This is a genomic window from Kitasatospora sp. NPDC096128 (assembly GCF_040303105.1).
Lineage (GTDB): Bacteria > Actinomycetota > Actinomycetes > Streptomycetales > Streptomycetaceae > Kitasatospora.
Window position 1 is genome coordinate 187,210 of record NZ_JBEOSP010000005.1, and the last position, 14,003, is coordinate 201,212.

A 14,003-nucleotide genomic window follows, 5' to 3' on the forward strand; every position below is an offset into this window, starting at 1 on the left:
GTCAAGCCGGGGCGCCCGCTTGTTGCGGCCTGTTTCGGCCGGTGAAACGGACGGCGCGATGCCCGGTTCGGCTTCCCGGTTCAGCTCTCGGCTCGTTTCCCGGTTCAGTCCTCAGCCCTCAGCCCTCAGCCCTCAGCCCTCGGCCCGTTCCTCGGCCCGTTCCCCGGCTCGGTCCTCGACGGGCCGGTCCGGTGCTGCGGCCGAGCTGCCCTGTGGTTGCGCGGGCACGGCCGCAGGTGGGGCGGCGCCGGTCGCGGTGGCGGCCGACAGCGCCTGTTCGATCACCGGCCCGGCCTGCTCGCCCAGGTAGCGGCCGAGCGTCTGGTAGGCGTCGAACTGCTGGTGGTCGAACCACTGGTCGCTGGTCTCGTCGTTCGGGAAGGCCCGGTTGGCCACCGCGTAGGACTGCAGCTCGTACGGCATATCGGCGGTCAGCACCGCCTGGAGGACGATCAGGGTGCCGTGCCGCTCGGAACCGGGCTCGCCCTCGACGGCCGGGTAGTGGACGTCCCCGGTGATCACGCCCCGGGCCGAGAGCCGGTCGGAGAGCTGGGCCGCCAGCCCGTGCAGGGGCGTTTCGCGGTCGGCGGTGGCGCTGCCCGGGATCAGCAGCTCCGGTTGGTGCAGGGTGATGACGATGCCGAGCTCCTCGCGGGCCAGGGTGATCGCGGCGGCCAGGTTGGCGGCGTAGCCGGAGTCCCCGCTGGCGTCGATGCACACCGCCGTCCGGACCCGGTGGCGCAGCAGCTCGACCAGCCCGAGGTTCTCGTAGTGCCCGCCGTCGGTGGTGAGCAGGAAGCGGTCGTCCGCGGGGAACCGGCCGGTCAGCTCCCGGAGTTGGTACGGGAGCCGACGGACGGCGGGCTGCCCGGGACGGCGCCAGTCCGGCGCGCCGGACCAGGCCGGGCCGAGCTCGGCGGGGTTGGGCAGCCACGTCCCGAGCCGGGCGTTGGTCACCGCGAACAGTCCCTGGTAGACCCGGGATTGGCGGCCCATCGCGGAGGAGAAAGCGGCGCCGGACACGGCCATCGCGGACTGGACGGTGAGGTCCCGGGCGATGTGCCGCCGGGTGCGCCGCTCCAGCAGGTCGGTGCGCGCGTAGCCGACGTCCGGGCCGCCCACGTAGTCGTACGAGAGAGAGAAGGAGACCGCCCGACGGCCGGGCGGCGTACGGGAGTTGCCGGAGAGGTTGGCCGCCGCCGAGAAGATCACCTGGGGGAAGTCGGGGTGCCGGGCGGCGTAGTGGCTCAGCCAGGTCTGCTCACGGTAGAAGTCGTACTGGCGGGCGAGCGAGCGGCCGCCCTCGGTGGCCCGGCGGACGGCGAACGCCGAGGCCAGGCGCAGCCGGTAGAACGGGTGCAGGCTCATCCAGGTCTGGTCGAGGTTGAGCCCGACCGCGCCGAGCACCAGCGGCAGCAGCACCTGGACGGCCGTCGGCCAGGCGTACCCGGTGGCCACCGCCCAGCCCAGGGCCAGCAGCGCACCCGCCGTCAGGGTGCCGAGGGCGGCCCAGACCACCAGGTACTGCGGGAGGTTGGCGGTCAGCCCGCCGCCGATCCGGCCCGCGCCGCGCAGTGCCCCGGCGGCCGCGCGCACGCCGCTGCCGATCGTCCGGCGGTCGCGCCAGAGTATGCCGAGCAGCAGGGCGAGGTAGCTGAGCACCACGGTCAGGCTGAGTCCGGCGCCGGTCAGTCGCGGGCCCGCCGCCAGGGCCTGCTGGAGCCGGACCGAGCCCCAGGCCAGGCCCGGCACCGCGAGCACCCCGAGGGCCAGCAGCCCGGCCAGCGCGAGCGCGGCGTAGTTGAGGCGGCGCAGCGTGCGCGGCAGCAGCGCGTGCCAGCCGAGTGGCGGGAAGGCCAGCAGCCACAGCAGCCAGCAGCAGGCCGCCGCGGCCAGCAGGACGCCGAGGGCGGCCAGTGCGGGGGCGCGGAACCCCAACCCGCCCGGCACGGCGCCCGGGTGGCGCAGGCCGGCGGCGGACAGCGCGTCCAGGTCGGTGAGCGGGACGGCGTGGTAGAAGCGGCTGAGGCCCAAGCCGAGCACCAGGACGGCGGCCAGCAGCAGGGTGAGCGCCGAGAGCACGCCGCGCAGCAGCGTCCCGAGGGCGACCAGCCACTCGCCGGTGCCGTCGGCGATGTACTTGCTGTGGCGGCGGAGGTGGTCCTCCTCGGGGGAGCCGGGCTCCATCACCGTGTCGGCCGTCAGCCCCGAGACGGCGTGCACCGGGCTGCCGGGCGCGGAGTCGCTGAGCGCGAGCTGCAGGGCGCCCACGGTGTAGCCGCCGCCGGAGACGGAGACCAGGTAGCGTGCCCGTTTCAGCCACGGGCGCAGCGCCTGGAGCGCGCCGAGCGTGACGCAGGCCGAGCGGATGCCGCCGCCGGAGGCGCAGAAGCCCAGTTCGGCGGGCTCGCGGCCGGGCGGCACCCGGCCGGCGTCCCGCCAGTGGGCGTGGGTGTCGGGGGTGCCGGGGGTGCCGGGGGCGTCGGCCACCGGCGCCTTCCGCTGCGGGGGCTCGTGCTGCGGGGGCTCGTGCCGCGGGGGCTCGTGCCGTGACCCGTGCGGCGTGCGGCCGTGCCGGGTGAGGACGGGCCAGGGCGGTATCAGTGCCGGGCGGTCGGGGTCGGCGTCGCCCCCGGGTTTCGCCGTGGCGGGCCGCAGCCCGCGGACGGCGCGGGCTGCCGTCACTGCGAGCAGGCCCGCCGCCGTCACCCCGGCGGGCAGGAGCAGCAGCCGGCTGACGGTGGTGAGCGCAGCCGCCACCGCGAAGGGGGTGCCGGAGCCGGCGTGCTCGAGCCCCGGGCGCAGCAGGAGGTTCGCGCCGAGGTCGCAGCCCGCGGCGAGCAACCCGCCGACCCCGGCCACCAGGGCCGGGCCCAGCCGGTGGCGCCGCCCGAGGACGTACCCGCCGAGCAGCGCCGCGGCCGGCAGTGTCAGCCCGTAGCCGCCGATCAGCCAGAGTTCGGCGCGCAGGGCGGCCAGGTACGTGGCGGAGTGCTCGCCGACCACGGCCTCGACGGCCGCCCGGGAACCGGCCAGCTGCAAGGCGCTCAGCCGCGCCTCCGGCGGCCGCCCCGAGGCCAGCAGGAGACCGAGGGCGAGCGGCAGCAGGGCCCCTGCGGCGAGCAGCAGGCCCGCCCAGGCGGGCAGGGCCGGCGACCGCCCAGCCGGTGCCGACGCACCCGCGGTGCGCTCGTCCGTCGCTGTCATCAGTACCACCCCCCGTTCGGCCCGCTGCCGACCGTCGATCCCCGCGTCCGATCCCCGGATGACCAGCTCGCGACCAGCGCATGATCAGCCCACGATCAGCGCATGATCTGCGAATGATCACCGAAGTCGCCCCGTACGGGCGTCAGATGACGATCTGTCGCACCGTTCAGGCGCGTTCTACCCCGTCGTGGCCGATTCCGCACCCCCGGTGCTCGCTTTCACTCGAATGGGTAAGGAGGTCACCAACGGGGTAGATGAGCCATTCATCCCACCCGGGACCACCTGCGTGTCCGCGTAACAAGATCGCCCCATAGGCGTTACCGCCGACGTATTGTCAGGCGACCGAAGCCCGGCCTACCGTCTACAGATCGCTTTCTACGCACGTAGACCCTTCCCGTAGACCCCTGCGGTTCCCCGAGCGGAGCCGCGGGTGAGACCCGCCCCGTCAACCCTCAGACCGCGGGCCCGACCGCACGGCCGGGACGCGGAGTTGCGGAGGTAACCATGTCGCAGATCGTCCGTGCCGCGCTCGTCCAGACCCGCTGGACCGGCGACCAGGAGAGCATGATCGCGCTCCACGAGCGGTACGCCCGTGAGGCCGCCGCCCAGGGCGCGCAGATCATCGGCTTCCAGGAGGTCTTCAACGCCCCCTACTTCTGTCAGGTCCAGGAGCCCGAGCACTACCGCTGGGCCGAGGCCGTCCCGGACGGGCCGACCGTTGGCCGGATGCGGGACCTCGCCCGCGAACTGGGCATGGTGATCGTCGTACCGGTCTACGAGGAGGAACAGGCCGGCGTGTACTACAACACCGCCGCGGTGATCGACGCGGACGGCAGCTACCTCGGCAAGTACCGCAAGCACCACATCCCGCAGGTCAAGGGCTTCTGGGAGAAGTACTACTTCAAGCCCGGCAACCTCGGCTGGCCCGTCTTCGACACCGCCGTCGGCAAGGTCGGCGTCTACATCTGCTACGACCGGCACTTCCCCGAGGGCTGGCGCGCCCTGGGCCTGGCCGGCGCGCAGATCGTCTACAACCCCTCGGCCACCAGCCGCGGCCTGTCCGCCTACCTGTGGCAGCTCGAACAGCCCGCCGCCGCCGTCGCCAACGAGTACTTCGTCGCCGCCATCAACCGGGTCGGCACCGAGGAGTACGGCGACAACGACTTCTACGGCACCTCCTACTTCGTCGACCCGCGCGGCCAGTTCGTCGGCGACGTCGCCTCCGACAAGGAGGAGGAACTGGTCGTCCGCGACCTCGACCTCGGCCTGATCGAACAGGTCCGCCAGCAGTGGGCGTTCTACCGCGACCGCCGGCCCGACGCCTACGGACCGCTCGCCGAGGCCTGAGGAGCACCGCGATGACCACCCGTGACCCGCAGCAGCGCACCGTCGTCCGCGGCGGCCTCGTCATCACCGCCACCGAGGAACTCCACGCCGACGTCCTGATCGAGGGCGAGCGCGTCGCCGCCCTCGCCCTCACCGGCAGCGCCGCCGCCGAGGCCTGGACCGCCGGGACCGTCATCGACGCCACCGGCCACTACGTCATCCCGGGCGGGGTCGACGCCCACACCCACATGGAGCTCCCGTTCGGCGGCACCGCCGCCTCCGACACCTTCGAGACCGGCACCCGCGCCGCCGCCTGGGGCGGCACCACCACCATCGTCGACTTCGCCGTCCAGCCCGTCGGCGGGGCGCTGCGCGAGGGCCTGGACGCCTGGCACGCCAAGGCCGAGGGCAACTGCGCCGTCGACTACGCCTTCCACACCATCGTCTCGGACGTCAACGAAGCCGTCCTCAAGGAGATGGACGCGCTGGTCGACTCCGGCGAGTCCACCTCCTTCAAGCTCTTCATGGCCTACCCCGGCGTCTTCTACAGCGACGACGGCCGCATCCTGCGCGCCATGCAGCGCGGGGCGGCCAACGGCGGTCTGATCATGATGCACGCCGAGAACGGCATCGCCATCGACGTCCTAGTCGAACAGGCCCTCGCCGCCGGCCACACCGCCCCGCGCTACCACGGCGAGGTCCGGCGCGAACTGCTGGAGGCCGAGGCCACCCATCGGGCCGTCAGGCTCGCCCAGGTCGCCGGCAGCCCGCTGTACGTGGTGCACGTCTCCGCCGCCGCCGCGCTCGACGAGATCGCCCGGGCCCGCGACTCCGGGCTCCCCGTCTTCGGCGAGACCTGCCCCCAGTACCTCTTCCTCTCCACGGACAACCTCGCCGAGGAGGGCGCGGACGGCTTCGAGGGCGCCAAGTACGTGTGCAGCACGCCGCTGCGGCCGCGCGAGCACCAGGAGGCGCTCTGGCGCGGGCTGCGCACCAACGACCTCCAGGTGGTCTCCACCGACCACTGCCCGTTCTGCTACGTCGGGCAGAAGGAACTCGGCCGCGGCGACTTCTCGAAGATCCCCAACGGCCTTCCGGGCGTGGAGAACCGGATGGACCTGCTGCACCAGGCCGTGGTGGACGGGCGGATCAGCCGGCGCCGCTGGGTCGAGATCGCCTGCACCACCCCGGCCCGGATGTTCGGGCTGCACCCGCGCAAGGGCACCATCGCGCCGGGCGCCGACGCCGACCTCGTGGTCTACGACCCCACCGCCGTGCAGACCGTCTCCGCCGCCACCCACCACATGAACGTGGACTACTCGGCCTACGAGGGCCGCCGGCTCACCGGGCGGGCCCGCACGGTGCTCTCGCGCGGCACCGTGGTGCTGGACGACGGCCGTTGGCTCGGCCGGGCCGGGCACGGCACCTTCCTGCGCCGCGACACCTGCCAGTACCTGACCTGACCCCTCTCCCGTCCGGGGCCGCGCGCTGTGTTGATGGCTCTGCGCTTCGCTGAGCTGAGCTGAGCTGAGCTGCGTTGCGCTGAGCGGCGCAGCGCGTGCCGGCCCCGGGTCGCCCTCCCACCCCTCCCGGAGCACCCCATGGACATCGGCCTCGTCCTGCAGACCGACCCGCCCGCCCGCCTGCTCATCGACCGGATGATCCGCGCCGAACAGGCCGGGTTCAGCCACGGCTGGACCTTCGACTCCTGCGTGCTGTGGCAGGAACCGTTCGTCATCTACAGCCGGATCCTCGCCGAGACCGAGCGCCTCACCGTCGGCCCGATGGTCACCAACCCCTCCACCCGCACCTGGGAGGTCACCGCCTCCCTGTTCGCCACCCTCAACGACATGTACGGCAACCGCACCGTGTGCGGCATCGGCCGCGGCGACTCCGCCATGCGGGTCGCCGGACGCCGCCCGGCCACCCTCGACCGGCTCTCCCAAGCCATGCACGCCATCAAGGAGTTGGCCGAGGGGCGCACCGTCGAGGTGGACGGTACCGAGATGCACCTGCCATGGGTCGGCGACGGTGCCTCGCTGCCGATCTGGATGGGCGCGTACGGCCCCAAGGCGCTGGCCCTGACCGGTCGTCAGGCCAATGGCTTCATCCTGCAGTTGGCCGACCCTTACCTCACCGAGTACATGGTCAAGGCCGTCCGGTCGGCGGCCGTCGAGGCCGGGCGGGACCCGGCCGACGTCACCATCTGCGTCGCCGCGCCCGCCTACGTCACCGCCGACGACTCGCCCGCCGCCCTCGCCCACGCCCGGGAGCAGTGCCGCTGGTTCGGCGGGATGGTCGGCAACCACGTCGCCGACCTGGTCAGCCACTACGGCGAGCACTCCGACCTGGTGCCCGACGCCCTCACCGACTACATCAAGAACCGCCAGGGCTATGACTACAGCCACCACGGCCGGGCCGGGAACCCCGACACCGCCTTCGTCCCGGACGAGATCGTCGACCGCTTCTGCCTGATCGGGCCGGCGGAGACCCAGCGCGCCCGGCTCGCCGAACTCCGCTCGCTCGGCGTCGACCAGTTCGCCGTCTACGCGATGCACGACGCGGTCGAGGCGACCATCGACGCCTACGGGGCGGACGTCATCCCGCACCTCTGAACCCGGGGTTCCCGAATTCGTGTTCCCCTGTTCCCCTGATCCCGCATGTGGCAGACGGGAGTTGCCCATGGCCGACACCGCGATCGGCGGCGGCGGACAACGGCGGCACCCCGACGGCCGGGTCGAACTCGACCCGGCCGAGGGGGTGTTGCCGCTCAACGGTTTCACCAGTGACGACCTCCGGCCGGTCCCGGTGCAGCGGCGCACCTGGACCACCTACAACTTCCTCGCACTCTGGGTCGGCATGGCCCACAACATCCCGTCCTGGACGCTGGCTTCGGGCCTGGTCGCGATCGGCATGGACTGGAAACAGGCGGTGCTGACCATCGCTCTCGCCAACCTGATCGTGCTCGCGCCGATGCTCCTCACCGGGCACGCCGGGACGAAGTACGGCATCCCCTTCCCGGTCTTCGCCCGGGCCTCGTTCGGGCTGCGCGGCGCCAACCTGCCCGCACTCATCCGGGCGGCCGTCGCCTGCGCGTGGTTCGGCATCCAGACCTGGATCGGGGGTGAGGGGATCTTCCTGCTGGCAGGCCGGCTGTTCGGCGAATCGTGGCGGACCGCAACGGAGTTCGGCGGCTACCCGTGGACCCAGTGGGCCTCCTTCCTGCTGTTCTGGCTGGTCGAGATGGTCATCATCGCCCGGGGTATGGAGGCGCTGCGGCGCTTCGAGAACTGGGCGGCGCCCTTCGTCATCGTCGGCGCGCTCGCTCTGCTGGTGTGGATCGGCATCAAGGCGGGCGGACTGGGGCCGCTGCTCGACCAGCCGTCGAAGCTGGGCTGGGGCGGCGGGTTCTGGAAGGTCTTCTTCCCGTCGCTGATGGGGATGATCGGGTTCTGGTCCACGCTGGCGCTCAACATCCCCGACTTCACCCGCTTCGGCGGCAGCCAGCGGGCCCAGATCCGCGGCCAGGCGCTCGGCCTGCCGACGACGATGACGCTCTTCGCGCTGCTCTCGGTGCTGGTCACCTCGGGCTCCGCGGCGGTGTACGGCGAACCGGTGTGGGACCCGATCAAGCTCGCCGCGAAGATGGAGAGCCCGGTGGCCCTCCTGTTCGCGCTGCTGACCGTCCTGGTGGCGACCCTGTCGGTGAACATCGCGGCCAACGTCGTGTCCCCGGCCTACGACCTGGCCAACCTGGTGCCCCGGTTCATCAACTTCCGTACCGGGGCGCTGATCACCGGTGTGGTCGGGATCGCCATCTTCCCGTGGAGGCTGACCGCCGACCCGCACGTCTACATCTACGTCTGGCTGGGTGTGGTCGGCGGACTGCTCGGGACGGTCGCCGGGGTGCTGATCGCCGACTACTGGGTGCTGCGCCGCACCAAGCTCCGACTCGCCGAGCTCTACCGGCCGTTCGGCGCTTACTGGTACACCGGCGGGTGGAACTGGCGGGCGGTCACCGCGCTGCTGGTCGGCGGCCTGTTGGCGGTCGGTGGCTCGTACTCCACCACGGATGAGCACGGGGTGAAGCAGGGGCCGTTCCCGGTGGACGGTCTGGTGCCGTTCCTCAAGCCGTTGGCGGACTACGGGTGGGCGGTGGGGCTCGCCTCGTCGGCGGTGCTGTACCTGGTGCTGAGCGGGGCCCAGGGGCGGGGTGGGGCAGCGAGCGACGGGTGACAGATGACAGGTAACAGATGACAGATAACAGCGAACAGATTTCGAAAGCTGTCATCTGTTATCTGTTCGCCGTCATCTGTTCGCCGTCGCCTCCACCGCCGCCAGGACCTTGGCGGCGCCGTCCTCGGTGGCGAGGGCGGCGGCGACGGACCGGGCCCGGGTGCGGTAGCGGGGGTCGTCCAGAGCCTGGCGGATGGAGGCGGCGAGGCGGGTGGCGGTCAGGGTGCGCAGGGGCGCCGGGCCGGGGGAGACGCCGAGCGCGGTCAGCCGGGCGGACCAGAAGGGGGCGTCCAGCTGGCCGGGCACCGGAACGGTCGGGGTGCCGGAGCGCAGCGTGGCCGCCGTGGTGCCCGCGCCCGCGTGGTGGACGGCGGCGGCGGTGCGCGGGAACAGCCAGTCGTGCGGGGTGTCGTCGATGGTCAGCACGGTCTCCGAGTCCTCGGCGGCCAGCCCGCTCCAGCCGGACTGCAACAGGAGGCGGACCCGGGCGGCGCGGGCGGCGGCGAGGACGGTCGCGGTGAGCCGCTCGGGCTCGGGCACGACCAGGCTGCCGAAGCCGACGAAGACCGGGGGCGGTCCGGCGGCCAGGAAGTCCAGCAGTCGCCGTGGGGCCTGCCAGTCGGCGCGCTCGGCGGGCCACCAGTACCCGGCCACGTCCAGCCGGGGATGCCAGTCCGTCGGTCGGGGGACGACCCGCGGTGAGAAGCCGTGCAGGACGGGGTGGTCGCGCCGGGCCCGGGCGACGCCGAGCGGCGGCAGGCCGAGCCGTCGGCGCAGTCCGCGGACGGCCGGGACGAACAACTGGTCGGTGGCCACCTGGACGGCGTGCCCGGCGAGCAGGTTGCCGGGACGTCCGAGCGAGCGGGCGCCGGTCACGGCGGGGGCGAACTCGCGGGTGGGGGAGAGGGGTTGGAGGTACAGCCCGATGGTGGGGATGTCGGCCGCCTCGGCCACGACCTGCCCGAGTGCGCTGGTGGTGCTGGTGGTGAGCAGCAGGTCGGTGCCGAGCGCCGCCGCGTCCGCGATGCCCTCGCCGAGGGCGGGCATGAACCTCCGCCCCAGGCGCAGGAGTTGCAGGACGACGCCGGGTCCGCCGCCGGCCCGCAGCAGTCGTCGGCCCTCGGCGGAGGCGAGTTCGGCGCGCGGGTCGACGGGCAGGGGGCGGAACTCCAGGCCGGCGGCCCGTACCGAGTCGGCGAAGGTGGTGTGGGTGGCGACGGCCACCTGATGTCCGGCCGCCCGCAGGCGGACGCCGAGCCCGGTGAAGGGGGCGACGTCGCCCCGCGAGCCGGCGGTGGCGATCAGGATGCGCATGGCCGCAGTATTTCGGCGGGTGCGACCGCCGGGAAGGACGCCACGCGCGGACCGCCCGGTTCCGGGTGGCCGGATCGGGGCGCCAGGCCGGACCGGCCGGAACCGGCGCGGCGGGCGACGGCGTCTCCCGGTGCAGAGCGCGCGGGACGGGGCCGTCGCGCCACGGACGGGAGGGACGGGTCGGATGAGCGTCATAGCGTGGATCGTGCTGGGCCTGGTGGCCGGAGCCCTGGCCAAGCTGTTGCTGCCGGGGAGGGACCCGGGCGGCCTGATCGTGACCACCCTGATCGGGATCGCCGGCTCCTTCGTCGGCGGCTGGATCGCCTCGCACTTCCTGCACCGGTCGATCACGGCGCGCTTCTTCGACGGGCCGACCTGGGTGGCCGCGATCGGCGGCGCCCTGGTGCTGCTGATCGTCTACCGACTGCTGTTCGGCAACTCGCGCCGCTGACGGACGAGCTCCGGTGCGGCCCCCGCGCCCGGGAGGGGCGGGGCGGGGCCGCGAGGAGATCCGTCGGCCGGAGCGGCGGCGCCCGGATGCCGGGATGCCGGGATGCCGGTTGGAGCCGGTCCTTTGCCGGCGCTGGAACGGTGCGAGGCCCTCGTACGTCCTTCCGGTCGGACCCGGGGGCTCGACGGGGTCGTCACACCGATGACGCAAGGGGCGGCGGATGAGCTGGATGGCGTGGATCGTGCTGGGCCTGGTGTCGGGGACGCTGGCCAGGATGGCGATGTCGAGGGGGGAGCGCGGTCTGATCGGCAGCACCCTGATCGGGATCACCGGTTCCTACATCGGCACCTGGATCGTCCTGCACTGGATGCACGGGACGGTGAAGCTGAGCCTGCTCGACGTCACGACCTGGGTGTCGGCGATCGGCGGCGCGATGGTCCTGCTCCTCGGCTACAAGGTGCTCCGCTTCCTCGCCCGCCGCTGACCGCCCGGCGTTGACCGCCCGCTGCTGACCACCGGGCGCCGACCGCGGGGCGAGGAACCCGGGGCCGGGCCTGTCCCGGCGCTTCCGGCGCTCCGGCTACCGGGCGGCAGCCCAGTCCGGCAGCTCCTCGCAGGCCGCGAGCCAGTCGGCCGGCACGTCCGCCGGCCCGGTGCGGGCGGCGACCACGCCGGCGGCGATGGCGCAGGTGGTGTCCATGTCGCCCCAGCCCTCCAGGGTGTGCCAGATCGCGTCGGGCAGCGAGTCCAGGTGCCCGGCGGCGGACCAGAGGGCGAACGGGACGGTGTCCGGCGCGGAGATCATCAGCCCGGAGCCGAGCACATTGGCGGCGTGCCTGATGCTGGTGTGCTCCGGCATCCGGGCGGCGATCCGCAGGCCGGAGCGGACGTCGCTGTCCGGCAGCCGGTCGGCGACCTCGGTGAGCAGCTCGGCTCGGCCCGGCGCCCGCCCGCCCCGGCTGCGGACGGCCAGCGCCGCGGCGAGCGCCACCGCCACCGCCCCGGCGACCGCCTCGGGGTGGAAGTGGGTGGTGAGGGCCTGGAGTTCGGCCTGCCGGGCCACCTCGTCGAGGTCCTCGGCGAACCAGGCGCCCAGCGGGGCGACCCGCATCGCGGCGCCGTTCCCGTACGAGCCCTGGCCCTCGAACTGGCCCGAGGTGATGGCGTGCCAGTCCCCGCCGGCACCGATCCCGCGCAGCACCCGGTGCATCGACGGGCCGTACTTTCGCTGGTACTCACGGGCGTACTCGGCCGCGAACTCCCCGGCCAGCGCGTCCTGCCGGACCTCGCCGTGGGCGGTGAGGTGGCGGACCAGGACGAGGGTCATGGCGGTGTCGTCGGTCCAGTGCCAGGGCGCCGGGCGGACCAGTCGGGCCGCCAGGGCGGCGGGCGCCTCGTCCACCGGGACGGAGAACCACCGGTCGCCGAAGGCGTCGCCGAGCGCGAGCCCGCGCAGACTGTCCAGGACCGCACCGGCCGCACGCATGTCATCCTCCAAGTGAGATCAACTGTGTGCGACAGTCTGCCCGACGCGACGAGGCGCCGACGACCGGATTTCCTTCCGGTCGTCGGCGCCTCGTCGTCCGGCGGTCAGCCACCCCCGCTCAGGTCCGGCCGTTTCAAGGCACGGATGCCTCGGAGCCCGGCCTTTTCACAGCCGGGGCGTTTCGGAGCGCGCGCTGTTTCAGGGCGCGGTCGGCTCGTACCCGGCCGGCTCGGGGCTCGGCTTCGAGGACTTGCCCTTCAACCCGCCGAGTACGAGCTTCCACACCGCCGCGAAGCGCTCGTCGGCGGTCGGCTCGGACCAGGTGGAGGCGAAGACCGGGTTGTGGAAGGGGGCCGTGGCGTCGAACACGGCGCGGGCGGTCGAGGGGACGTGGGCGAGGCGGAAGTCCTTCTCGTCCATGCCGTCGTGGACGATCTGGGCGATCTGCTTGACCAGCGTCTCGATGTGCGCGTCGACCACGGCGCTGTTCTCCTCGGCCAGCACCAGGTAGGTGGCGAACAGCTCCGGGTCGTCCAGCGCCTTCTTGCGCTTGGCCTCGAACAGCGTGGTCAGCCAGCGGTGGAGGCGGTCGACGGCGCCGCCGGTGTCGTTCGCGACCATCTCCAGGTCGTAGTGCGCCTGGTTCAGCCAGCGCTGGGTGACCGCCTCGCGCAGGGCCGCCTTGCTGGCGAAGTGCCGGTAGACGCTGCTGTGGCTGACGCCGAGTTCCCGGGCGACGTCCACGACGGTGGCCTTGGCCGGGCCGAACCGCCGGAGGGCTTCCTCCGCCGCGATCAGGATCTGCTCGGCGGTGAGTGCGGTGTCCGTGGTCACGGGGCCGTCCTTAGGGTCGTGCGGTCAGGGTGGTGCGGAGGGTTCTCGCTGGTCAGCGTCGGCCGGTCGGTGTCGGCCGGTCAGCGCTCGCTGTCCAGGCGCGCCATCTGCGCGGCAGCGTACCGGTCGCCGGCTGCTGCCCCGGCCGGGACGGCGGCCTCGATGGCGGCGAGGTCGTCCGGGGTCAGGGTGACGTCCAGTGAGCCGAGCGCCTCGGCCAGCCGGTCCCGGCGGCGGGCGCCGACCAGCGTGACGACGTCCTCGCCGCGCGAGGCCACCCAGGCGATGGCGATCTGGGCGACGCTGGCGCCCTTGGTGGCGGCGACCGCGCGCAGCGCCTCGACCAGCGCGAGGTTGTGGGCCAGGTTGTCGCCCTGGAAGCGCGGGCTGTGGGTGCGGAAGTCGGTGCCCGCGAGCGAGCGGTCCGGGTTCCAGTGGCCGCTGAGCAGGCCGCGGGAGAGCACACCGTACGCGGTGACGCCGATGCCGAGTTCGCGGGCGGTGGGCAGGACGGCCGCTTCGATGGAGCGGCTGAGCAGCGAGTACTCGATCTGCAGGTCGCTGATCGGGTGGACGGCGGCGGCCCGGCGCAGGGTGTCGGCGCCGACCTCGGAGAGGCCGATGTGGCGGACGTAGCCGTCCTTCACGAGGTCCGCGATGGCACCGACGGTCTCCTCGATCGGGACCTTCGGGTCGAGGCGGGCCGGCCGGTAGACGTCGATGTGGTCGGTGCGCAGGCGGCGCAGGGTGTACGTCAGCGCGGTCTTGGTGGCGGCCGAGCTGGTGTCGTAGCCGAGCCACTGGCCGTCCGGGCCGCGCTGGGCGCCGAACTTCACACTGATCTGCACGCCGTCGCGGTCGCGGCCGCGCAGGGCTTCGTGGATCAGCAGCTCGTTGTGGCCCATGCCGTAGAAGTCGCCGGTGTCGAGGAGGGTGACCCCGGCGTCCAGGGCGGCGTGGATGGTGGCGATGCTCTCGGCCTCGTCGGCCGGGCCGTAGAGGTCGGACATGCCCATGCAGCCGAGGCCGAGAGCGGAGGTGACGGGGCCGGTGGCGCCGAGGGGACGCTGGGCGGGGCGGGCGGTCGAGGCCATGGGTGCTCCAGGGACGGGTGCGGCGCCGGAAGGCGGGGGCGGTGTGACCCGGATC

General features: G+C 73.2%; 11 protein-coding genes. 6 read left to right on the forward strand and 5 right to left on the reverse strand.

Annotation, left to right across the window (positions count from 1 at the left end; genetic code table 11):
* Positions 1–132 precede the first annotated feature (132 nt).
* Positions 133–3,207, reverse strand: coding sequence for a hypothetical protein (locus tag ABTY61_RS08330; protein ID WP_350504142.1), 3,075 nt, complete (start codon positions 3,205–3,207; stop codon positions 133–135).
* A 504-nt stretch (positions 3,208–3,711) separates the two neighbouring features.
* On the opposite strand from ABTY61_RS08330, the gene ABTY61_RS08335 reads away from it, so the two are divergent.
* The 4 genes from ABTY61_RS08335 (at position 3,712) to ABTY61_RS08350 (ending at position 8,769) form a co-directional block, all read left to right on the forward strand.
* On the forward strand, positions 3,712–4,554 hold the full coding sequence (locus ABTY61_RS08335; protein ID WP_350504143.1) for a nitrilase-related carbon-nitrogen hydrolase: 843 nt from the start codon (positions 3,712–3,714) through the stop codon (positions 4,552–4,554).
* An 11-nt stretch (positions 4,555–4,565) separates the two neighbouring features.
* Positions 4,566–5,996: a dihydropyrimidinase gene (gene hydA / locus ABTY61_RS08340; protein ID WP_350504144.1), complete on the forward strand. Its 1,431-nt coding sequence runs from the start codon at positions 4,566–4,568 to the stop codon at positions 5,994–5,996.
* A 138-nt stretch (positions 5,997–6,134) separates the two neighbouring features.
* Complete coding sequence (locus ABTY61_RS08345; protein ID WP_350504145.1) at positions 6,135–7,148, forward strand: TIGR03842 family LLM class F420-dependent oxidoreductase; 1,014 nt, start codon at positions 6,135–6,137, stop codon at positions 7,146–7,148.
* A gap of 67 nt (positions 7,149–7,215) precedes the next feature.
* Positions 7,216–8,769 carry an NCS1 family nucleobase:cation symporter-1 gene (locus tag ABTY61_RS08350; protein WP_350504146.1) on the forward strand — a complete coding sequence of 518 codons (1,554 nt, stop codon included), beginning with the start codon at positions 7,216–7,218 and terminating at the stop codon, positions 8,767–8,769.
* Positions 8,770–8,841: 72 nt separating this feature from the next.
* On the opposite strand, the gene ABTY61_RS08355 is transcribed toward ABTY61_RS08350, so the two are convergent.
* Positions 8,842–10,083 carry a glycosyltransferase gene (locus ABTY61_RS08355; protein WP_350504147.1) on the reverse strand — a complete coding sequence of 414 codons (1,242 nt, stop codon included), beginning with the start codon at positions 10,081–10,083 and terminating at the stop codon, positions 8,842–8,844.
* 184 nt (positions 10,084–10,267) lie between these two features.
* Between ABTY61_RS08355 and ABTY61_RS08360 the strand changes: the two genes are divergently transcribed.
* Positions 10,268–10,534 (forward strand): GlsB/YeaQ/YmgE family stress response membrane protein, encoded by a 267-nt coding sequence (locus ABTY61_RS08360; RefSeq protein WP_350504148.1) that lies wholly within the window; start codon positions 10,268–10,270, stop codon positions 10,532–10,534.
* Between the two features lie 220 nt (positions 10,535–10,754).
* Positions 10,755–11,018: a GlsB/YeaQ/YmgE family stress response membrane protein gene (locus tag ABTY61_RS08365; protein ID WP_350504149.1), complete on the forward strand. Its 264-nt coding sequence runs from the start codon at positions 10,755–10,757 to the stop codon at positions 11,016–11,018.
* Positions 11,019–11,114: 96 nt separating this feature from the next.
* Here ABTY61_RS08365 and ABTY61_RS08370 read toward each other — a convergent pair whose 3' ends face one another.
* The 3 genes from ABTY61_RS08370 to ABTY61_RS08380 all read right to left on the reverse strand — a co-directional run bounded on the left by ABTY61_RS08370 (position 11,115) and on the right by ABTY61_RS08380 (position 13,948).
* Entirely contained in the window at positions 11,115–12,020 is a 906-nt protein-coding gene (locus ABTY61_RS08370) for an ADP-ribosylglycohydrolase family protein (RefSeq protein ID WP_350504150.1), read from the reverse strand.
* Between the two features lie 198 nt (positions 12,021–12,218).
* Positions 12,219–12,854, reverse strand: a complete 636-nt coding sequence (locus ABTY61_RS08375) for a TetR/AcrR family transcriptional regulator (protein WP_350504151.1) — start codon at positions 12,852–12,854, stop codon at positions 12,219–12,221.
* A gap of 80 nt (positions 12,855–12,934) precedes the next feature.
* Complete coding sequence (locus ABTY61_RS08380) at positions 12,935–13,948, reverse strand: aldo/keto reductase (RefSeq protein ID WP_350504152.1); 1,014 nt, start codon at positions 13,946–13,948, stop codon at positions 12,935–12,937.
* Positions 13,949–14,003 lie beyond the last annotated feature (55 nt).

Bases quoted from the DNA above. Each gene is read 5' to 3' on its own strand.
- ABTY61_RS08350 (WP_350504146.1), top strand. From the start codon at position 7,216: ATGGCCGACACCGCGATCGGCGGCGGCGGACAACGGCGGCACCCCGAC.
- hydA (WP_350504144.1), top strand. From the start codon at position 4,566: ATGACCACCCGTGACCCGCAGCAGCGCACCGTCGTCCGCGGCGGCCTC.
- ABTY61_RS08365 (WP_350504149.1), top strand. From the start codon at position 10,755: ATGAGCTGGATGGCGTGGATCGTGCTGGGCCTGGTGTCGGGGACGCTG.
- ABTY61_RS08380 (WP_350504152.1), bottom strand. From the start codon at position 13,948: ATGGCCTCGACCGCCCGCCCCGCCCAGCGTCCCCTCGGCGCCACCGGC.
- ABTY61_RS08355 (WP_350504147.1), bottom strand. From the start codon at position 10,083: ATGCGCATCCTGATCGCCACCGCCGGCTCGCGGGGCGACGTCGCCCCC.
- ABTY61_RS08335 (WP_350504143.1), top strand. From the start codon at position 3,712: ATGTCGCAGATCGTCCGTGCCGCGCTCGTCCAGACCCGCTGGACCGGC.
- ABTY61_RS08345 (WP_350504145.1), top strand. From the start codon at position 6,135: ATGGACATCGGCCTCGTCCTGCAGACCGACCCGCCCGCCCGCCTGCTC.
- ABTY61_RS08360 (WP_350504148.1), top strand. From the start codon at position 10,268: ATGAGCGTCATAGCGTGGATCGTGCTGGGCCTGGTGGCCGGAGCCCTG.
- ABTY61_RS08330 (WP_350504142.1), bottom strand. From the start codon at position 3,207: ATGACAGCGACGGACGAGCGCACCGCGGGTGCGTCGGCACCGGCTGGG.
- ABTY61_RS08370 (WP_350504150.1), bottom strand. From the start codon at position 12,020: ATGCGTGCGGCCGGTGCGGTCCTGGACAGTCTGCGCGGGCTCGCGCTC.